The following is a 19,286-nucleotide window of genomic DNA, read 5'->3' as shown; positions in this document are numbered from 1 at the left end:
GCCCGCTTTTGCGACCCCCGAACGCAGATCACGGAGTGTGTGGATGGCGAAGCAACCCGAACTCGACGATTTCCGCGTGCCGTATTTCGACAACGGCAAGAAAAAAACCCGGTTCTCTCTCAACGATTTCGACCCCGGCGCGAAGCCGTTTTCAACCGGCTCGAAAGACACGGACCGAGATCGGCTCGCGGAAATCGGCGCGCAGCTCGAAATGCAGCAGGAGTGCCTGCACGCGCAGCAGAAGCGTCGCGTGTTGCTGGTGCTGCAAGGTATGGACACGAGCGGTAAGGACGGCACGATTCGCGCGGTGTTTCACGACGTCGATCCGCTCGGCTTGCACATCGTGCCGTTCAAGGCGCCGACGCCCGTCGAACTCGCGCACGATTTTCTGTGGCGCGTCCATTCGCAGGCGCCCGCCGCCGGCGAGCTGACGATCTTCAACCGCAGCCACTACGAAGATCTGCTGGTGCCCACCGTGCGCGGCGAACTGGATGCGCAAGCCTTCGAGCAGCGCTGCTGCCACATTCGCCAGTTCGAAGAGATGCTCGCGTATAGCGGCACGACCATCGTCAAGTGCATGCTGCACATTTCGAAAGACGAGCAGCGTGTGCGTCTGCAAGCGCGTATCGACGACCCGAGCAAGCACTGGAAATTCGACGTGTCCGATCTCGAAGCGCGCAAGCAATGGGACGCTTATCAGTCGGCCTATCGCGACGCGCTCGCGATGACGTCGACCGATTACGCGCCGTGGTACGTGGTTCCGGCCGACTCGAAGACGCATCGCAACGTGATGGTCGCCGAGTTGTTGCTGCGTGCGCTGCAGGAGCTGAAGCTCGAATATCCGCCTCCCAAGGAATCGCTGAAGGGTATCAAGGTCGAGTGACCTTGCCCGTTAGCCCCAGAAACGAATTGAACATAAAAGGAACGACATGTTGCGTGTGATTACCGCCAACCTGAACGGCATCCGCTCGGCGGCGAAGAAAGGCTTTTTCGAATGGTTCGGCGAACAGAATGCAGACGTGCTGTGCGTACAGGAAATCAAATGCTCGCAGGACGACATGACGCCGGAATTCATGGCGCCGCATGATTTCACCGGTTATTTCCAGCACGCGGTGAAGAAGGGTTATAGCGGCGCGGGCGTGTACACGCGTCACGAACCGGACGAAGTGGTGATCGGCTTCGGCAGCGAGGAGTTCGATCCGGAAGGGCGCTATGTCGAGCTGCGTTTCGGCAAGCTGTCGGTAATTTCGGTGTACGTGCCGTCGGGCTCGAGCGGAGACGATCGCCAGCAGGCCAAGTTCCGTTTCATGGACGAGTTCATGCCGCATCTGGCTGAACTGGCGCAGCAGCGCGAGGTGATCGTGTGCGGCGATGTGAACATCGTCCATAAAGAAATCGACATCAAGAACTGGAAGAGCAACCAGAAGAACTCGGGCTGCCTGCCGGAAGAGCGCGCGTGGCTGACCAAACTGTTCGATGAAGTGGGCTACGTCGACGTGTTCCGCACGCTCGACCAGCGGCCGGAGCAGTACACGTGGTGGAGCAATCGCGGCCAGGCTTACGCGAAGAACGTCGGGTGGCGGATCGATTATCAGATCGCGACGCCGGGCATCGCGAGCAAGGCGAATCGCACCGACGTGTTCCGCGATATCAAGTTCAGCGACCATGCGCCGCTGACGGTCGACTACGATCACAAGGTCAAGAAGTAAGCACGTCCCGGCCCGCGCCGCGCGGCTTCAGTCGGCGGCTGTTTTACGGCGCGGGCGTCCGATGCCCGCGTAGTCCGGCAGCGCATCCACGCTCTTGCCGATCGCCTTCGCATAGAGCGGCAGCATGTCCGGCAGACGCTTGATGATGTCCTGACGACGCGCCGGCGTGTACGGGTGCACGTAGATGAAGCCGCGCTCACGATCGCCGCGCGTCGCTTGCGCGAGCTTGTCCCACAGCGTGACCGCCGCGCGCGGATCGAAGCCCGCGCGTGACGCGATGTCGCTGCCGATCACGTCGGCTTCGGTTTCGTCGGTGCTCTCGTACTTCATTTCCAACAGGCGCGAGCCGATGCCGAGCGGCGCCGCGCCGAGATCGGCCAGCCCGAACAGTTGCAGGATCGTGCCGGACGAATCGAGCTGGCTGGCCTGGAGCTGGCCGAGCCGCTCGCGCGCATGCTCGCGCAGCGCATGCGCGATCTCGTGGCCGATCAGCATGCCGAGTTCGTTGTCGTTCAGACGCGGGCGGTCGAGCAGTCCGCCGTAGACGACGATCTTGCCGCCAGGCAGGCAGTACATGCGGATATCGGTCGAGCGCACCACCGCTACATCCCACTTCCAGCCCTTGGCCCGCTCGTTCCATTTCAATGAGTACGGAATCATCCGGCCGACGATCGACCGCACGCGCGTGACGTGGGCGTCGGTGTCGGCGTACAGGCGCTTCGCGTGTTCAGCGCCATAGGCAATCTGGTTGAACTCTTCGGCGGCTTGCGCCTCGAGCATCGGCGATGGGATCAGGTTGCGGAATACCAGGTAGTCGCCGTAGCGCAACTGCGTGTTTGAAGTGTTGGGCGTGTACGGCGGCGGAGATGCAGGCGGCGCCGACGTCGCAGCCGGTGTCTTCGCGGTGACGGGCGGCGGGGCCTGCGGTGCCGCAGAGGGCGGCGTGGCGGCCGGCGCGCTGCCGGCGTTGGGTGAGCTGGTAGGGTTCGTCGCGTTAGGGGCGCTGTTCGGCGTCGCCGCTGTCGCGCTCTCGGCGTTTGCCGCAGCCGCTGCGGCCGTCGCTGACTTCGCGGTTGGCGGGGTTGCCGTAGCGGTCGCGCTGGCCGTCGCGGTGGCCGTTGCAGGTGCCGCCGCGCTGGCCGCCGACGTGGCCGCGTATGCGCTCGAAGGCATCACCAACGCGAAGCTGCCCGCACAGCCGAGCGCGCATACCGCACCTAGCGCCGCGCGGCTGGCGCTGAACCCGAACGATGGCGCGCGCCTCATGCCCAGGCGCTGCGCGCGAGTCGAGAGTTGCGCTTTCACAACCGCTCTCTCCACGGCGCGATACGCATCAGAAGCAGCATGCCGGGCAACGCAAGCGCGGTACACACGATGAAGTAGTCGAACCAGCCTATCTGCGCGACCACATAGCCGCTCGCCGCCGATGCCAGCGTGCGCGGCACCGAAGCCAGGCTCGTGAACAGCGCGAACTGGGTGGCCGTGTAGCGCGGGTCGGTGGTGCTCGCGATGTACGCGGTGAACGCGGCCATCGTCAGCCCGGTGGCAAAGGTTTCGAAGCCGTAGACGAGCGCCAGCGCGACCGAGCGCGGCTCGAGCTCTACGGCCCAGTCGATGCCCACCAGCGCCAGCAGCTTCGTCGTGCCCTCGCTCAGCCAGACGGCGATGTCGTAGATCGCTGTGAGACCGGGCGATGCCGGGCCGAGATGCGCGAGCCACGCAAAGCCAAGCGTCGACACCATCTGCAGGATGCCGAAGATCCACAGGCCCCGGCCGATGCCGATCTTCATCAGCCAGATTCCGCCGACAATACCGCCCGCGAGACTCGCGCCGAATGCGGTGGTCTTCGCGATCACGCCGATCTGCGTGCGCGAAAAACCGATGTCGAGAAAGAACGAGGTGGACAGCGTGGTCGCCATCGTGTCGCCAAGCTTGTACAGAAAGATGAAGCCGAGCACGAACAGCGCGCCGCGCCAGCCGTCGCGCTGAATGAATTCCTTGAACGGCTGCACGATCGCTTCGCGCAGGTTCTTCGGCGGCGTGCCGTGCACTTTGGGCTCGCTGACCACCAGCGTCATCGCCATGCCCGGCAGCATGAACGCAGCCGTGACGATAAAGACAGTGGCCCACGGCAAATGGTCGGACAGAATCAACGCGAGCGAGCCGGGTACCAGCGCCGCGATCTTGTACGCGTTCACATGCACCGCGTTGCCGAGACCCTGCTGCGTATCGCTCAGCAGCTCACGCCGGTACGCGTCGATCACGATGTCCTGGCTCGCGCCGAAAAACGCGACCAGGGCCGTCAATGCCGCGACGGTCCAGATCGAATCGCGCGGCGACACGAAGCCCAAAGCCGCGATCGCGCCGCCCACCAGAATTTGCGTGACCAGCATCCAGCCGCGCCGTCGGCCTGGCCGCCAGCCTGGAAAGCGCGGCACATAGCGGTCCATCAGCGGCGCCCAGATGAATTTCCAGGTGTACGGGAACTGGATCAGCGCAAAGAGGCCGATTTCCTTCAGGTTGACCCCTTCGGAGCGTAGCCACGCCTGCACCAGATAGACGAGCGTGAACAGCGGCAACCCCGACGTGAAGCCGAGAAAGACGCAGATCAGCATGCGCGTATTCAGAAACGCGCGCCAGCCGGGATGTTCTTCGTGAGCGGTAAGTGCAGGCGCCTCGTGCGGCGGGTTCGACATGTGGATAGCTTGCGTTAGCTTTTCTTGACGCGATAGACCGCAAGACTACCACGCCAGTTCACGCCCCAGCGCACCACCTGTCCGTCGTGCAGCACGACGCGGTCGAGAATTTCGATGCCGACCTCCGGCGCGAGCGCTTCGAAATCCTTGATCGTCAGCACCCGCACGTTCGGCGTGTTGTGCCATTGATACGGCAGCGACTTCGACACCGGCATGCGACCCTGCAGCACCGACAGCCGGTGCGCCCAGTAGCCGAAATTCGGAAACGACACGATGCATTCCTTGCCCACCCGCACCGTCTCGCGCAGGATCGCGGCGGTCTGATGAATGGTTTGCAGCGTCTGCGACAGAATCGCGAAATCGAAGCTGCCGTCTTCGAACAGGCGCAGCCCATCTTCCAGATTTTGCTGGATCACATTGACGCCGTTTTGCGTCGACGCCAGCACGCCCGCGTCGTTGATCTCGATGCCGTAGCCCTGCACGTCGAGTTCTTCGGTCAACAGCGACAGCAGCGAGCCGTCGCCGCAGCCCAGATCCAGCACGGTGGCGCGCGGTTCGACCCAGCGGGCGATCGCGCGGAAGTCCGGGCGCAACGCCAGGTAATCGAGTGCTCGCTGGTTCATGCGTTCACCTCGTTCGCAATACGTTCGTAGTAGGCGCGCAGCACGTTGTGATAGCGCGCGTCGTCGAGCAGGAAGGCGTCGTGGCCGTGCGGCGCGTCGATCTCCGCATAGGTGACGGTGCGCTTGTGGTCGAGCAGCGCCTTCACCAGTTCGCGCGATCGGGCCGGCGCGAAACGCCAGTCGGTCGAGAAGCTCGCGATCAGATACTTGGCCGTGGTGTGCGCGACCGCTGCCGTCAGATCGCCGTCGAAGGCTTTGGCCGGGTCGAAGTAATCGAGCGCGCGGGTGATCAGCAGGTAGGTGTTCGCGTCGAAGTAGTCGGCGAACTTGTCGCCCTGGTAGCGCAGGTACGACTCCACTTCGAACTCGACGTCGAAGTTGAAGTTGTACGCGTCCAGCGCGCCTTCCGCGCGGCGCAGCGAGCGGCCGAATTTCTCGGCCATGTCGTCGTCCGACAGATACGTGATGTGGCCGATCATCCGCGCGACGCGCAGGCCGCGCTTCGGTTTCACGCCGTGCGCGTAGTAGTTGCCGCCGTGGAAGTCGGGGTCCGAGAGGATCGCCGAGCGCGCGACCTCGTTGAACGCGATGTTCTGCGCGGACAGCTTCGGTGTGGACGCGACCACGATGCAATGCGCGACACGCTCCGGATACATCATGCTCCACGCGAGCGCCTGCATGCCGCCGAGGCTGCCGCCCATCACGGCGGCGAAACGCGTGATGCCGAATTCATCGGCGACGCGCGCCTGGGCGTTGACCCAGTCTTCCACGGTCACGACGGGAAACGTCGCGCCATACGGGACGCCGGTGGCCGGGTTGATACTCATCGGGCCGGTCGAGCCGAAGCACGAGCCCAGGTTGTTCACGCCGATCACGAAGAACTTGTCGGTGTCGAGCGGTTTGCCCGGGCCGACCATGTTGTCCCACCAGCCGACATCCTTCGGATTGTCGGCGTACACGCCCGCCACATGGTGCGACGCGTTGAGCGCGTGACACACCAGCACCGCATTACTGCGCGCGGCATTGAGCGTGCCGTAGGTTTCGACCATCAGGTCGTAACCGGCGAGCGAGCTGCCGTTCTGCAATTGCAGCGGCTCGGTGAAATGCATTTTCTGGGGAGCGACGATACCGATCGATTCCATTCATTCCGCCATTTAACAAAAACAGGGCGGCTAGACGGCGTCGGCAAAGCACGGAGGAAGACTGTGTGCGCGGCTGACGACCTCTTTAGCCGCATTTATAGTGAACCGCGGGGTCTCCCAGCGGCTCGCGCGCCCGCAATCGAGTCAGCAAATCGGCGCGTGATAGGTGTTCAGGGTGTTCTGGAATGCGGTGCCCGATGCCTAGGGCACCGCAGTCAGGCGCAAAGTATAGCGGAAAATCCCGCGCGACAGCGTCGCTGGCGCACCCGCGACACGCCGCGCGCCGCGCGCACTACTGAAGAATCAGCAGCAGTTGCGCGTCGGCATGTTCGGCGGGCGGACGCGCGAAACCGCTGCGCACGTAACGATGCCAGCGGCCGATGATGTAGCTCAGCAGCAGGCTCGCGCGGATCGCGGGATCGTAGCCGGCGGGCAGCGGTATGGCGGCGTGTGCGGCGGATTGTGCGCCTTCGCCCGCAGCGGCATTCGCTTCCATCTGCGCCAGCCGCAAACACTGCTTCAGCGACGCCTCGACGCGCTCCAGCATCTGATTGACGCGCTCGGTCAGCCGTTCATGCTCGCCGACCAGGGCCTCGCACGTCAGCACACGCGTCATGCCGGGATTCTTTGCGGGGAAGTTGAGCAACATCAAAGCGATGGCGCGCGCTTGCAGCACGCCGTTGCTTTCCCTGTCGGCGATCTGGTTGATGAGGCCGAACAGCGTCTGCTCGATGAACTCGATCAGCCCTTCGAACATTTGCGCCTTGCTGGCGAAATGGCGGTACAGTGCGGCTTCCGATACGCCGAGCCGCGCGGCGAGCGCCGCCGTGGTGATCTTTTCGCTTTTCGGCGCTTCCAGCATCGCGGCGAGCGTCTGCAGGATATGCACGCGGCGCTCGCCCGGCTTCAGGCGCTGCGCGCGTTGCGCGGCCGGCGCAGGGGTTTCGTGTTCGGCTAAGGCTTCGTCAGGCTTGTCGATCGGCTGCATGGCTGTCGTCCCGGCTGCTGTCCCTTCCATCGAACCGAGCGGCTGCCCAGTCGTAGCGATTTTAACGAACGAACGCTCCGGTCGACATAGTGCGGCCGGCCGGTGCCCGGCAGACGCGTCGGCACGCCGTCCGCGTGCGGCTTGCGCGGCAGATGTCCGGTGATCCACACCGTGCGGATGCCGAGGCGCCGGTAGTTCTTCAGATGCGAGCGCGTGTCTTCCACCAGGATCACGTCTTCGAGCGACACGTGCGCGTCGCGCATGGCCTTGCGCAACATCGCGTGGTCGGGCTTGGCGCGCCAGCGCCGGCGATCGCGCATGTGCTCGATCGCGATCACCTGCTCGAACAGACGCTCGATGCGCAGTTCGGCGAGCACCGCGCGCGCGTACGCTTCAGGGGCGTTGGTCAGCACGATCTTGCGGCCCGGCAGCGCCGCGACGATCCGCGCGATGCCGCGCTCGTGACGGATCATCGAGCCGAGATCGGGGAATGTGTGCACGACCTTCAGGAAGTCGTTCCCGTCGAGCGGATGGTGGCGCGTCAGGCCGAGCAGCGCCGCGCCGTAGCGCTGCGTGTAGCCGGTGCGCAGCCGATTGGCTTCGTCGATGTCCACTTGCAGCGCGTCGATGATGTACCGCGTCATCCCTTGGTTGATTGCCGGGAAGATTGCGTGTGAAGCGTGGTGCAGCGTGTTGTCGAGATCGAACAGCCAGACCGGCTTGCCACCTGCGATATGCGGACGACGGCGTCGAGAAGTGGGGGTGCGCATGATGGAGGACGCCGTTCAGGCGTGGACAATCGCTGCGCGCGGCGAACGCGGACGGTTCACGGTGCGGGCGGTTGAAGACGAGGGGAGAGCTTGCCGGCGCCACAGAGCAGCGCGTGGCGGCCTGCCGTACGTGTTGCCGTAAATGCAGCAGTAAGCGCCGCTCGCGCTGTAAGGCGTGGCAGCGATGACACACGACACACATGGCGCGCCGTTGCGACGCGCCGCGTGTGCCGGGTTTGAGGCAGGAATCAATGCGAACGGATCATCGTGCCGAACGGCTGTTCGGTGAGAATCTCCAGCAGCACCGAGTGTTCGATACGGCCGTCGATGATGTGCACCGAACGCACGCCGCTCTTGGCCGCGTCCAGCGCCGACGAGATTTTCGGCAACATGCCGCCGGAGATCGTGCCGTCGGCGAACAGGCCGTCGATTTCGCGAGCCGACAGGTCGGTCAGCAGATTGCCTTCCTTGTCCATCACGCCGGGGATGTTGGTCATCATCACGAGCTTTTCGGCGTTCAGCACGACTGCCAGCTTGCCCGCCACGAGGTCCGCGTTGATGTTGTACGACAGGCCGTCTTCGCCGAAACCGATCGGCGAGATGACCGGAATGAATGCGTCGTCCTGCAGCGCTTTCACGACGGCCGGGTTGATCGCCTCGACCTCGCCCACCTGGCCGATGTCGACGTACTGGCCCGGATTGTCGCGGTCCGGCATTAGCATCTTGCGCGCGTGGATCAGGCCGCCGTCCTTGCCGGTCAGGCCGACCGCGTGGCCGCCGAAGTGATTGATGAGCGTGACGATGTCCTGCTGCACTTCGCCGCCGAGCACCCATTCGACGACTTCCATCGTCTCTTCGTCGGTGACGCGCATGCCCTGGATGAACGTGCCCTGTTTGCCGATCTTCTTGAGCGCCTGGTCGATTTGCGGGCCACCGCCGTGCACGATGACCGGATTGATGCCGACCAGCTTCAGCAGGATCACGTCGCGTGCGAAGCCTTGCTTCAGCCGCTCCTCGGTCATGGCATTGCCGCCGTATTTGATGACCACGGTCTTACCGTGATACTGGCGAATGTAGGGCAGCGCCTCGGCCAGGATTTCAGCCTTCAGGGTGGGCGCGATCTGCGAAAGGTCGGGAAGCTCGGACATGGCGGCAGGCTCAGGCACGGAACAGTTAAAACAGGGCGAATTGTACAGGACTGGCGCGCTGCAACAGGGTTTTCGATAATGGCGCGAGCGCTGGGCGGCATGGGCATTGCGCGTTGCGCAATGGCGACACGCAGCCCTCAATCGGCGATCAAGCTTAACGTGCTTGCATGACGCTTGTGAATTAGCCGAATGGACAACTCACGCGGGCTTGCCAGTCGTGGCATCATTTCCTGACCGATGCCTCCGCGATACCCCGGCCCGTCATGAAACCTTCCGCTTCCCGTTCCAAAAGCAGCGCGCGCTGCCCGCGCTGCGGTAACGCGTTCGACTGTGCCATGCATGCGCAGCCGTCCGAGTGCTGGTGCCGCGAAATGCCGCCGTTGCCGGCGGACAGGCTCGATCCACGCAGCCGCTGTCTGTGCCCGGAATGTCTGGCCGCTGAGATTGCCCAAGCCGCTCAGGCGGGGCACGGCGCTGACTTGTCCTGACGCGCGCGGGCTTTGGCATGTCGCGGGCACGTGGCGGCGCCGCGTTGTCCACGTGCCGTTCAGTTAAGCAGCGCGATGTTGGGCCGCCAGTATGCGCAGGTCATGGGCCATGGCTTGCAGCGCCGGCTGCCATTCGCCGAACCTGGGCTGGCGGTACAGCGTCGCGCTCGGGTACCACGGGCTGTCGCTGCGGTCGAGCAGCCAGACCCAGTGCGGATTGACGTCGAGCAGCACCCAGGTGCGCTGGCCGAGCGCGCCGCTCAAATGCGCCGCTGACGTGCACACCGTGATGACCAGATCGAGTTCGCTGACAAACGCGGCAGTATGGTCGAAGCTCGCGAATTCGGCGGTGTAGTCGGTCAACGGCAGACCGGCCGCGCGAGCGGCGGCAACGTCGGCGGTCGCGCCCGGCTGCAGCGAATAAAACGCCACGTCCTGCATGCCGCCGAAATGCTCGGCATAGCGTTCCCAACTGACGCGCCGGAACGGATTGCGCTGATGACCGAGGCTGCCGCTCCATGTGAGCCCGACTTTGAGCCGCGATTCTCCGGCGAGCCGCTTGCGCCACGACTCGCGCGCTGCCGCATCCGCAAGCAGATAGGGCGTCGAGGTTGGGATCGTCTCCTCGCGCGTGTCGAAGATCAGCGGCAGGCTGAGTAGGGGGATCTCGTAGTCGAACGGCGGCATCGATTCGACGCTGCCGCCCGCCGAGTACTGGTCCACGTGGGAGCCGAGGCTGCGTGCGAGCAGCGCGCCCATCTGCGGGAACGAATTCCAGTGCAGACGGCCGCCCTCGCGATGAACGCGCTCGGCCAGCATCGGAATATAGCGGCAGAACTGCAACACGTCGCCCATGCCTTGCTCGCCCCACACGAATAGTGTCTTGCCGGCGAGCGGTTCGCCCCGCCAGGTCGGCGCGGGCATCGACGGGCGTTTGCCTCCGAGTTCCCGCGAGCCGTCCCAGCGCGCTTCGTGCGACAACCAGCCGTGCGTGCAATCGCCGCGCATGAGTTGCAGCATCGCGAGATTGGAGCGCATGGTGGCGTCGTGCGGAGCCAGCGTATAGGCCGTCGTAGCGGCTTGCTCCGCTTCCGTCCAGCGTTGCGCTTCGCGTAGCGCCAGCGCATAGTTGTTATGCGCCAGCGGACTGAGCGGCGTGAACTGCACGGCGCGTGCGCCCGCCTCGAGCGCGTTCGGCAGATCCAGACTCTTGCGGTACACATTGGCGAGATTGGTCCAGCCCTCCCCATTTTCGGGGTCGTCGCGCACCGCGCTTTGCAGAAGCGCAAGCTGCTCGCCGATGTCCCCGCCGGTGAGCATCAGCGCAACGGCGAGATTGTTGCGCAACAGCGGCAGCGCCGGTTCAATTGCGAGCGCGCGGCGATAATGGGCGATGGCTTCGCGATGCCGATCGGCCATTTGCAGCGTATAGCCGACACGAAAGTGCGACAGAGCGCGATTCGGATCGAGTTGGGCAATAATGGCGGCGCATTCGATAGCGTCGTCGTGACGATGCCGTTCGAGCAACGCAGTGATGAGCGATTTGAGCGAAGCGTCGTCGAGCGGATGCAGTTGCGCCGCAGCGGCAAGCCATTTAGCCTCGGCTTCCGGCATGCCGTTGTCGCGGGCTGCAGCGGCTTCGCGCAAATAATTCAGGAAAGCTGATGAGGCGTTGGCTTCGCGAGTGGGAGTGGGCAGCATGGGGGACGCGAGGGAAGGGCCGAGAATAGAAAGCCGGCCTGTGCGGCGCTGTTGCAAATACACCATATTATGGCGGCAGCGCGGCGGCGTAAATCGGACCAGTCCGAAAGGTGAACTAGTGTGATGCATCGTATAACCAACACCGGCCGCGTCAATCTTGGCCATTTGTTCTGGCTGCGCAGCCTTGCCATCATCGGTCAGCTCATAACGATCGCGATCGTGCAGATCTTCATCGGCGTGCATCTGCCGTTGCCCGCGATGCTGCTCGTGATCGCTCTCGAAGTGATCTTCAACGCCCTCACGTGGTGGCGCGTTTCGCAGCAGCGGCCCGAATCGAATATGGAATTGTTCGGCCAGATCTGGGTCGATCTCGGCGCGCTGTCCGCGTTGCTGTTTCTCTCCGGCGGCACCACCAATCCATTCGTTTCGCTCTACCTGCCATCACTGGCAATCGCCGCCGCGGTGTTGCCCTGGCACCTGATGGCATGGCTCGCGGCGTTCGCCGTTGCCTGCTATGCGGTGCTCAGTTTCGATTCCGTACCGCTGAATCTCGACAACCCCGCGAATCTCTTCGACTACTATCGTGCCGGCATGTGGGTGAACTTCATGGTGAGCGTCGGGCTGATCGCATGGTTCGTCGCGCGTATGTCGCGGGCGCTGCGGCTACGTGACGCAGCGCTCGGAGAAGCGCAGCAGCGCTTGCTTCACGACGAACGCGCGGTCGCGCTCGGTGTGCAGGCCGCCACCGTGGCACACGAAATCGGCACGCCTCTGTCTACAATCGCGATGTTGTCCGAGGAACTACGGGACGCGGCACGCAGCGACAAAGGGCTCGCGCCGTACAGCGCCGATCTCGAATTGCTCGAACAGCAGATGACGTTGTGCACGTCGGCGCTCGCGCGATTGCGCAGCCGCGCGTCGACGACCAATCGGCAGCCGGTTGGCGAATGGCTCGAGTCGTTTGCCGAGCAGTGGCGCTTGCGTCATCCGCATGTGAAGTTCGAGCGCATCGGCGTGCCGCCCCCGGAAGTCAGTCTTGACGATACGGTGGCCGTCAGCCAGATTCTCACGATTCTGCTCGACAACGCCGCGCGAGCGAGCCGCGATCACGTGACGCTGTCGTGCTCGCTCGCGTCGCGCGGCGACCAGATCGTGTTTGAAGTCTGCGATGCGGGCCCGGGCATTCCGGCTGCGTTACGCGGCCTGCTCGGTGCGATGCCGGTGGACAGCACGCAGGGCGGACACGGCGTGGGCCTCTATCTGGCCTTTTCGGCGGCGGCGCGTCTGAAGGGTTCGGTCGAGTTGACCGATGTCAGCGCGATTGCGCCGCGCGGCACGCGTGCGGTGCTGAGACTGCCATTCGCCGGGCGCAAATTATCCGGCGCGGCCCTCCAGGGCGCCGCGCCAACCAACACGGAGAAACAGGCATGAGCGAAAAGAATTTTCTGGTGATCGACGACGACGAGGTTTTCTCCGGCATCCTCGCTCGCGGTCTGACCCGGCGTGGCTACACGGTGAGCGAAGCGCACAACGCGGATGAGGCGATCAAGCTCGCGAACCAGCAGAAGTTCAGTGAGATCACGGTGGATCTGCATCTGGGCAACGACTCCGGCCTCACGCTCGTCGCGCCGTTGCGCGATTTGCAGCCCGATGCGCGGATGCTGGTGCTGACCGGCTATGCGAGCATCGCCACCGCTGTGCAAGCGGTGAAAGACGGCGCGGACAATTACCTCGCGAAGCCCGCCAACGTCGAAACGATTTTGTCGGCGCTGCAAAGCGAAGCGAGCGCGCTGCAAGCCGAAGAGGCGATCGAGCATCCCACGCCGTTGTCGGTTGCGCGTCTGGAGTGGGAGCATATTCAGCGTGTGCTCGCGGAACATGGCGGCAATATTTCGGCCACCGCGCGTGCGTTGAACATGCATCGTCGAACACTGCAGCGCAAGTTGGCGAAGCGGCCGGTCAAACAGTAAGCGCGACGTGGCGCTTGCGCGTAGGTGCATGCGCCCGCGGTGAAAAAACGACAACGGGCTGCCTCGTCAAAGGCAGCCCGTTTTTTTACTCGTCATGTTTGACCTGCGTCAGGCAATGCAAATAGCCTGACGCGCCAACAGCACGAACATCACAGCACGTAGCGCGACAGATCCTCGTCGCCGGCCACTTCGTTCAGCGCACGATCGACATAGGCCGCATCGATCTGCACCGCTCTGCCCGAGTGATTGCCGGCCGCGAACGACACTTCCTCGAGCAGCTTTTCAATCACCGTGTACAGACGCCGTGCGCCGATGTTCTCGGTCTTCTCGTTCACCGAATAGGCGATCTCTGCGAGGCGGCGAATCCCGTCGTCGGCGAACTCGAGATGCACGTCTTCGGTGGCGAGCAGTGCCTGGTATTGCTTGACGAGGCTCGCGTCGGTGGACACGAGAATCGCTTCGAAGTCGTTCACCGACAGCGAGTCGAGTTCGACGCGAATCGGAAAGCGGCCCTGCAGTTCGGGGATCAGATCGCTCGGCTTGGCCAGATGGAACGCGCCGCTCGCGATGAACAGAATGTGATCGGTCTTCACCATGCCGTACTTGGTGTTGATCGTGGTGCCTTCAACGAGCGGCAGCAGATCGCGCTGCACGCCCTGACGGGACACCTCGCCACCGCCGGTTTCACTGCGCGACGCGATCTTGTCGATCTCGTCGAGGAACACGATGCCGTTCTGCTCGACGTTCTGCACCGCCTTGGCTTTCACCTCTTCGTCGTTGAGCATCTTGCCGGCTTCTTCGTCGGTGAGAACCTTCAGCGCTTCCTTCACCTTCAGCTTGCGGCGCGTTTTCTTGCCGCCGCCGATGTTCGCGAACATCGAACGGATCTGCTCGGTCATGTCTTCCATGCCCGGCGGCCCCATGATGTCCATACCCACTTGCGGCTGTTCGACGTCCAGCTCGATTTCCTTGTCGTCGAGCAGACCTTCGCGCAGACGCTTACGGAACGTCTGGCGCGTGCTGCTGCCTTCGTCGGCGGTGTCGACGGCGCTCGAACTCGCGCCGAACCCGATCGGGCGCGCGCCCGGCAGCAGGATGTCGAGGATGCGGTCCTCGGCCTGATCGCAGGCCTTGGTCCGCACTTTGCGCATTTCCGTTTCGCGGGTCTGCTTGACCGAGGTTTCCATCAGGTCGCGCACGATGCTGTCGACGTCGCGGCCCACATAGCCGACTTCCGTGAACTTGGTGGCTTCGATCTTGATGAACGGCGCGTCGGCGAGCTTCGCCAGACGCCGCGCGATTTCGGTTTTGCCGACGCCGGTCGGTCCGATCATCAGAATGTTCTTCGGCGTGATTTCCTGGCGTAGCGGTTCGTCGACCTGCTGACGGCGCCAGCGGTTGCGCAGCGCGACGGCCACGGCTTTCTTCGCGCGGCCTTGGCCGATGATGTGTTTGTCGAGTTCGGAGACGATCTCGGCGGGGGTCATTGTGCTCATCGTAGGTCCTTACTCGATCGTCTCGATAACGCGGTTGTGGTTCGTGTAGATGCACATGTCGCCGGCAATCTCCAGCGACTTCTCCACGATTTCGCGGGGCGACAGCTCGGTGTTGTCGGCGAGCGCCTTGGCGGCCGCTTGCGCATAGGCGCCGCCCGAACCGATCGCGCAGATGCCGCCTTCAGGGTCGAGGACGTCGCCGTTGCCGGTGATGACGAGGGTGGTGGTCGCGTCCGCGGCGATCAGCATGGCTTCCAGGCGACGCAACATGCGGTCGGTGCGCCAGTCTTTCGCGAGTTCGACGGCGGCGCGTGTGAGATTGCCCTGGTGTTTTTCCAGCTTCGCTTCGAAGCGGTCGAGCAGCGAGAAGGCGTCGGCCGTGCCGCCGGCGAAGCCGACCAGCACCTTGCCGTTATAGATGCGCCGGACTTTCTTCGCACCGCCTTTCATGACGATGTTGCCCAGTGTCACCTGGCCGTCGCCGCCGAGCGCGACCTTGTCGCCGCGGCGCACGGAGACGATCGTCGTGCCGTGAAATTGCTCCATATGCGTTCCTCTTTGCAAAACGGGTAGGGCGCGGCAGCGCGACGCGCTACCGGATAAACCTGAAAACGGACGGCGCGCGACGCTCGGATTCAGGAGAGCCGGCGCGCGCTCGTGCAGCGCATGTCCGATTTATTTTAGGGCGTGCACGGTCATATCAAGAGCTGCCAAACGGCATAAGACAAAAAACAGGGGGATTGGTACGGCGGCAGGAATGGTGCGGCGGCGGACCGCGCAAAGTGGGGAGGCGCCAGACGTACGCGCGTGCGGAAACCCACAGCGATTGGCGCGATATCGACAATGCCGGGCAGCGGCCGCGTGCGCTGGTCATCACAGCGTCACGCAAACAGCGCCGCACAAACGAAAAAAGGCGCACGGTTCACCGTGCGCCTCTCGACGAAGCAGCGTATCAGGGCGCGGACCCGAAGCCGCGCCGCAAGCGTTCAGTCGCCGAACAGCTTCTGGCGCAGTTCGCGGCGCTCCTGCGCTTCGAGCGACAGGGTTGCCGTGGGTCGCGCGAGCAGACGCGGAATGCCGATCGGCTCACCGGTTTCCTCGCACCAGCCGTAGTCGCCGGAATCGATTCGCGCGATCGACTGCTGCACCTTCTTCAGCAGCTTGCGCTCGCGGTCGCGCGTGCGCAGTTCGAGCGCATGCTCTTCCTCGATCGTTGCACGGTCGGCCGGATCCGGCACGATTACGGTTTCGCGCAGGTTCTCAGTCGTCTGGCCGGCATTGCGGAGAATGTCCGCCTGCAGCTGTTCGAGCTTGTTCTTGAAGAAGGCGAGCTGATCCTCATTCATGTAATCCTTGTCGCTCATCTTCAGGATTTCGGCTTCGGTCAAGAGTCGTTTCGTCGTCATCTGGCTTACTTCTTCAATGTGAGGCAAAACTCTTACATAGTGCCCGCACTTTCGTATTGCCCGCAAAGGCGCCTCGAAGACGCAAAGCGCCAAGGCGGGCACGGACGGTGGACTGTCGTGACGCCGAAGCGCCTGGCGCCCACACGCCGGGCGTCGCAACGCCAATGCGGGGCCGAACTCCTCTGGAAACCGATTCTCAAATGCTCCTGAGGTATTGCTCGCCGGCAGCTGGCCTTCTCAGGCTGTCGCAGGCATTGTCGGCGTGCTTCCCGGACAAGATTTTCCGGCGCCGCGTCTGGCCCGGCGCGGATACGCGCTGACCGGGCAATTCGTTGTCATTCTCCAGTGGGCACGTATTGTAACTGAATCACAATCTTGCACCGCAACTAGCGAAAATCTCCTTACAGCGCACCGATATCCCGAAAATATAACGCGCGCCCGACCAAAAAGCGATGGTCAGGCGCGCTTTAATACAGCAGGGTTTTCACGCGCTTTTCACACACGCGACTTTTCGGTCGCCTTTCAGCCGGCTCGCGCGTATTCAGCAGATGATTAACGGCGCGAGTGTGCATGCGATGCGCGTGCCCGGAGCGGCAGGGCGCAGTGCGCCTGACACCGCGCAAGCCACCCCATGCGCCGCTAACTGGAAGAACGCTCAGGCGAGGCAGGCGTCCAAACCGTCGGTGATCAGGTCCTGCGGCAGTTCGATGCCGATGAACACCATCTTGTTGGTCTTCTTCTCGACCGGTTGCCATTTCGCGGCCAGATCGCTGCCCATCATCTGATGCACGCCCTGAAACACGACCTTGCGATCGACACCCTTCATGTACAGCACACCCTTGTAGCGCAGCAGGCGCTCGCCGTAGATCTGCAGAATGCCGCCGAGGAAATCTTCCAGCTTGTTCGGATCGAACGGACGATCGTTGCGGTATACGAACGACTTGATCTTGTCGTCGTGATGCGCATGGTGGTGATGCGCGTGATCGTGGCCTTCGTGGTCACACTGGCCGTGGTCGTGATCGCAGTTGTCGTGATCGTGGTCGGTGTGGGTGTGGCCGTGCTCGTCGTGCGCGTGAGCGTGGCTGTGCGCGTGTTCGTCTTCGGCGAGGAAGTCCGGGTCGATTTCCAGCTTCGAATTCAGGTTGAAGCCGCGCAGATCGAAGATTTCCTTGATGTCCGCCTCGCCGAAATTGACGACCTTGATCGCCGCCTTCGGATTCATGTGCAGCAGACGGTGGCGCAGATCGGCCACGTGCTCCTCGTCGACCAGATCGGCCTTGGTGATGAAGAGGCGGTCGGCGAAACCGACCTGGCGCTGCACCACTTCGTGCTCATCCAGCTGCTGGTTCGCGTGCTTCGCGTCGACCAGCGTGATGATCGCATCGAGCAAAAATTCGCTGGCGATCTGGTCGTCCATGAAGAACGTCTGCGCGACCGGGCCCGGATTCGCGAGACCGGTGGTTTCGATCACGACACGGTCGAAGTCCACTTCGCCCGCCTGCTTCTTCGCGGCCAGATCGCCCAGCACGCGCGACAGGTCGCCGCGAATCGTGCAGCAGATGCAGCCGTTGCTCATCTGAATGATCTGCTCGCCCGTGTCCTGCACGAGAATTTCGTTGTCGATGTTCTCTTCGCCGAACTCGTTTTCGATGACGGCGATCTTCATGCCGTGTTTTTCGTTCAGGATGCGCTTGAGCAGGGTCGTTTTGCCGCTGCCGAGAAAGCCGGTCAGGATGGTGACTGGAATCATGTTGGTCGCCTGTAGGTCGTGAAACGGTGCGTGATCGGAAGCATAGGCCGGGCGCGGCAGCCGGATGGCGCGCAGCCCTGTCTAGCCGGTTATTGAAACATATCTGTCAAGCCCGCGCTGACGGGCGGGGTTCGAGCCGCTGCCGCGAGCGCCGCCCTGGCGCGAAATAACCCTGAAACTATGGGCGATCAGGCGATTTGCAACAGCAGGCCCTTCAGGTATTCGCCTTCAGGAAAGGCCGTGAGCAACGGATGATCCACGCCCGCGCCGAGGCGCTTGAGAATACGCGCGTCGACGCGCGCGTCGGCGGCCGCGCTGGACACGATCTTCTGGAACAGCTCGGAGTCGATCGCGCCCGAGCACGAGTAGGTGAACAGCAAACCGCCGGGGCGCAGCAGCTTCAGGCCGGTCAGGTTGATGTCCTTGTAAGCGCGCGATGCGCGGTCCACGTGCTCGCGCGACGGCGCGAATTTCGGCGGATCGAGCACGATCAGGTCGAAGCGCTCGCCCTCGTCGTACAGGCGGCGCAGCGTCTTGAACGCGTCGGCGTCGAGCCACGTGGCGCGCGCGGCGTCGAAGCCGTTGGCTGCCACGTTCTGTTGGGCGAGCGCCAGCGCTTCGCCCGACGAATCGATCGACACCACGCGTTTGGCGCCGCCCTTCAACGCCGCCAGCGAGAAGCCGCCGGTGTAGCAAAAACAGTTCAGGACGTCGCGACCCTGCGCGAGTTGCTGCACCAGCAGGCGGTTGTCGCGCTGGTCGACGTAAAAGCCGGTCTTGTGGCCGTTGCGCACGTCGACGTGATAACGCACGCCGTTTTCGCTGGCGATCAGCGCTTCGGACGGCGGTTCGCCCGCCAGCACCCCGGTGATCTGCTCCAGCCCTTCCTTCTGGCGAATCGACACGTCCGAGCGTTCGTAGACATTCGGGCAGCCGATCGCGCCGACCAGCGCCGCTACGATCGCTTCCTTCCACGCCTCGACACCAGCCGCCATGAACTGGCAGACGATCTGACTGCGCTGGCCTGCGTCGTCGGCGACGTAATGATCGACGATCAGGCCGGGCAGGCCGTCCGCTTCGCCAAAGATCAGCCGTACCGCGCCGGTGTCGTGCACCATCGTTTGGCGATGCGCGAGTGCGCGCTGTACGCGGCGCTTGAAGAACGCGTGGTCGATCGGCTCGGTTTCGTCGAAGCTCCACACGCGCGCGCGAATCTGCGAATGCGGGCTGTAGGCGGCGCGCGCGAGAAAGCGGCCGTCGTGCGCGCGCACCAGCACGGTTGCGCCGGGCGTGGGATTGCCATCGACGCGGTCGATCGCGTTGGCATAGACCCACGGATGGCGGCGCAGCAGCGATTTTTCTTTCGACGGTTTGAGCGTAACGGTATTCATCAGGGTGT

General features: G+C 63.5%; 18 protein-coding genes. 5 read left to right on the top strand and 13 right to left on the bottom strand.

What is annotated here, in order from left to right; genetic code table 11:
* Window positions 1-43 precede the first annotated feature (43 nt).
* Together FVF58_RS04600 and FVF58_RS04595 are read left to right on the top strand one after the other, a co-directional pair.
* Window positions 44-883 carry a PPK2 family polyphosphate kinase gene (locus tag FVF58_RS04600; protein WP_149668723.1) on the top strand — a complete coding sequence of 280 codons (840 nt, stop codon included), beginning with the start codon at window positions 44-46 and terminating at the stop codon, window positions 881-883.
* A 46-nt stretch (window positions 884-929) separates the two neighbouring features.
* Window positions 930-1,709, top strand: coding sequence for an exodeoxyribonuclease III (locus FVF58_RS04595; protein WP_149668722.1), 780 nt, complete (start codon window positions 930-932; stop codon window positions 1,707-1,709).
* Window positions 1,710-1,736: 27 nt separating this feature from the next.
* Here FVF58_RS04595 and FVF58_RS51195 read toward each other — a convergent pair whose 3' ends face one another.
* The 7 genes from FVF58_RS51195 to argB form a co-directional block, all read right to left on the bottom strand.
* Window positions 1,737-2,975, bottom strand: a complete 1,239-nt coding sequence (locus tag FVF58_RS51195) for a M48 family metallopeptidase (protein WP_188130709.1) — start codon at window positions 2,973-2,975, stop codon at window positions 1,737-1,739.
* A gap of 35 nt (window positions 2,976-3,010) precedes the next feature.
* Complete coding sequence (locus FVF58_RS04580; RefSeq protein ID WP_149668719.1) at window positions 3,011-4,405, bottom strand: AmpG family muropeptide MFS transporter; 1,395 nt, start codon at window positions 4,403-4,405, stop codon at window positions 3,011-3,013.
* Between the two features lie 14 nt (window positions 4,406-4,419).
* Complete coding sequence (gene metW / locus FVF58_RS04575; protein WP_149668718.1) at window positions 4,420-5,028, bottom strand: methionine biosynthesis protein MetW; 609 nt, start codon at window positions 5,026-5,028, stop codon at window positions 4,420-4,422.
* Window positions 5,025-6,170 carry a homoserine O-succinyltransferase MetX gene (gene metX / locus FVF58_RS04570; RefSeq protein WP_149668717.1) on the bottom strand — a complete coding sequence of 382 codons (1,146 nt, stop codon included), beginning with the start codon at window positions 6,168-6,170 and terminating at the stop codon, window positions 5,025-5,027. Before metX ends, metW begins: the two co-directional genes overlap by 4 nt.
* A 292-nt stretch (window positions 6,171-6,462) precedes the next feature.
* The gene (slmA, locus tag FVF58_RS04560) at window positions 6,463-7,158 is read right to left on the bottom strand and encodes a nucleoid occlusion factor SlmA (protein ID WP_149668716.1); all 696 of its coding nucleotides are present in this window, start codon (window positions 7,156-7,158) and stop codon (window positions 6,463-6,465) included.
* Entirely contained in the window at window positions 7,125-7,928 is an 804-nt protein-coding gene (locus tag FVF58_RS04555; RefSeq protein WP_149668715.1) for an HAD-IA family hydrolase, read from the bottom strand. Before FVF58_RS04555 ends, slmA begins: the two co-directional genes overlap by 34 nt.
* A gap of 248 nt (window positions 7,929-8,176) precedes the next feature.
* Window positions 8,177-9,076: an acetylglutamate kinase gene (gene argB, locus FVF58_RS04550; RefSeq protein WP_007179687.1), complete on the bottom strand. Its 900-nt coding sequence runs from the start codon at window positions 9,074-9,076 to the stop codon at window positions 8,177-8,179.
* A gap of 263 nt (window positions 9,077-9,339) precedes the next feature.
* Between argB and FVF58_RS04545 the strand changes: the two genes are divergently transcribed.
* Complete coding sequence (locus FVF58_RS04545) at window positions 9,340-9,564, top strand: cysteine-rich CWC family protein (protein ID WP_149668714.1); 225 nt, start codon at window positions 9,340-9,342, stop codon at window positions 9,562-9,564.
* Between the two features lie 63 nt (window positions 9,565-9,627).
* Here FVF58_RS04545 and FVF58_RS04540 read toward each other — a convergent pair whose 3' ends face one another.
* On the bottom strand, window positions 9,628-11,265 hold the full coding sequence (locus FVF58_RS04540) for a tetratricopeptide repeat protein (protein ID WP_149668713.1): 1,638 nt from the start codon (window positions 11,263-11,265) through the stop codon (window positions 9,628-9,630).
* A 123-nt stretch (window positions 11,266-11,388) separates the two neighbouring features.
* Between FVF58_RS04540 and FVF58_RS04535 the strand changes: the two genes are divergently transcribed.
* Window positions 11,389-12,696: an ATP-binding protein gene (locus tag FVF58_RS04535; RefSeq protein WP_149668777.1), complete on the top strand. Its 1,308-nt coding sequence runs from the start codon at window positions 11,389-11,391 to the stop codon at window positions 12,694-12,696.
* Window positions 12,693-13,235 carry a response regulator transcription factor gene (locus FVF58_RS04530; protein ID WP_149668712.1) on the top strand — a complete coding sequence of 181 codons (543 nt, stop codon included), beginning with the start codon at window positions 12,693-12,695 and terminating at the stop codon, window positions 13,233-13,235. Before FVF58_RS04535 ends, FVF58_RS04530 begins: the two co-directional genes overlap by 4 nt.
* Before the next feature lie 149 nt (window positions 13,236-13,384).
* On the opposite strand, the gene hslU is transcribed toward FVF58_RS04530, so the two are convergent.
* The 5 genes from hslU to FVF58_RS04505 form a co-directional block, all read right to left on the bottom strand.
* A complete protein-coding gene (gene hslU / locus FVF58_RS04525; RefSeq protein ID WP_149668711.1) occupies window positions 13,385-14,731 on the bottom strand; it encodes an ATP-dependent protease ATPase subunit HslU in 1,347 nt (448 codons plus the stop codon).
* 9 nt (window positions 14,732-14,740) lie between these two features.
* The gene (gene hslV / locus FVF58_RS04520) at window positions 14,741-15,277 is read right to left on the bottom strand and encodes an ATP-dependent protease subunit HslV (RefSeq protein WP_006050517.1); all 537 of its coding nucleotides are present in this window, start codon (window positions 15,275-15,277) and stop codon (window positions 14,741-14,743) included.
* 440 nt (window positions 15,278-15,717) lie between these two features.
* The gene (gene dksA, locus FVF58_RS04515; protein WP_012431412.1) at window positions 15,718-16,137 is read right to left on the bottom strand and encodes an RNA polymerase-binding protein DksA; all 420 of its coding nucleotides are present in this window, start codon (window positions 16,135-16,137) and stop codon (window positions 15,718-15,720) included.
* Between the two features lie 655 nt (window positions 16,138-16,792).
* On the bottom strand, window positions 16,793-17,887 hold the full coding sequence (locus FVF58_RS04510; protein WP_149668710.1) for a CobW family GTP-binding protein: 1,095 nt from the start codon (window positions 17,885-17,887) through the stop codon (window positions 16,793-16,795).
* Window positions 17,888-18,075: 188 nt separating this feature from the next.
* A complete protein-coding gene (locus FVF58_RS04505; RefSeq protein ID WP_149668709.1) occupies window positions 18,076-19,278 on the bottom strand; it encodes a class I SAM-dependent rRNA methyltransferase in 1,203 nt (400 codons plus the stop codon).
* Window positions 19,279-19,286: the final 8 nt, after the last annotated feature.

It is taken from the genome of Paraburkholderia panacisoli, from assembly GCF_008369935.1.
In the GTDB taxonomy this organism is placed as follows: Bacteria; Pseudomonadota; Gammaproteobacteria; order Burkholderiales; family Burkholderiaceae; genus Paraburkholderia; species Paraburkholderia panacisoli.
This window is presented reverse-complemented; position numbering and strand designations above follow the sequence as displayed.

Coding starts and splice junctions, on each gene's coding strand:
- FVF58_RS04600 (WP_149668723.1), top strand. CDS start 44: ATGGCGAAGCAACCCGAACTCGACGATTTCCGCGTGCCGTATTTCGAC.
- FVF58_RS04595 (WP_149668722.1), top strand. CDS start 930: ATGTTGCGTGTGATTACCGCCAACCTGAACGGCATCCGCTCGGCGGCG.
- FVF58_RS51195 (WP_188130709.1), bottom strand. CDS start 2,975: ATGAGGCGCGCGCCATCGTTCGGGTTCAGCGCCAGCCGCGCGGCGCTA.
- FVF58_RS04580 (WP_149668719.1), bottom strand. CDS start 4,405: ATGTCGAACCCGCCGCACGAGGCGCCTGCACTTACCGCTCACGAAGAA.
- metW (WP_149668718.1), bottom strand. CDS start 5,028: ATGAACCAGCGAGCACTCGATTACCTGGCGTTGCGCCCGGACTTCCGC.
- metX (WP_149668717.1), bottom strand. CDS start 6,170: ATGGAATCGATCGGTATCGTCGCTCCCCAGAAAATGCATTTCACCGAG.
- slmA (WP_149668716.1), bottom strand. CDS start 7,158: ATGCAGCCGATCGACAAGCCTGACGAAGCCTTAGCCGAACACGAAACC.
- FVF58_RS04555 (WP_149668715.1), bottom strand. CDS start 7,928: ATGCGCACCCCCACTTCTCGACGCCGTCGTCCGCATATCGCAGGTGGC.
- argB (WP_007179687.1), bottom strand. CDS start 9,076: ATGTCCGAGCTTCCCGACCTTTCGCAGATCGCGCCCACCCTGAAGGCT.
- FVF58_RS04545 (WP_149668714.1), top strand. CDS start 9,340: ATGAAACCTTCCGCTTCCCGTTCCAAAAGCAGCGCGCGCTGCCCGCGC.
- FVF58_RS04540 (WP_149668713.1), bottom strand. CDS start 11,265: ATGCTGCCCACTCCCACTCGCGAAGCCAACGCCTCATCAGCTTTCCTG.
- FVF58_RS04535 (WP_149668777.1), top strand. CDS start 11,389: ATGCATCGTATAACCAACACCGGCCGCGTCAATCTTGGCCATTTGTTC.
- FVF58_RS04530 (WP_149668712.1), top strand. CDS start 12,693: ATGAGCGAAAAGAATTTTCTGGTGATCGACGACGACGAGGTTTTCTCC.
- hslU (WP_149668711.1), bottom strand. CDS start 14,731: ATGAGCACAATGACCCCCGCCGAGATCGTCTCCGAACTCGACAAACAC.
- hslV (WP_006050517.1), bottom strand. CDS start 15,277: ATGGAGCAATTTCACGGCACGACGATCGTCTCCGTGCGCCGCGGCGAC.
- dksA (WP_012431412.1), bottom strand. CDS start 16,137: ATGACGACGAAACGACTCTTGACCGAAGCCGAAATCCTGAAGATGAGC.
- FVF58_RS04510 (WP_149668710.1), bottom strand. CDS start 17,887: ATGATTCCAGTCACCATCCTGACCGGCTTTCTCGGCAGCGGCAAAACG.
- FVF58_RS04505 (WP_149668709.1), bottom strand. CDS start 19,278: ATGAATACCGTTACGCTCAAACCGTCGAAAGAAAAATCGCTGCTGCGC.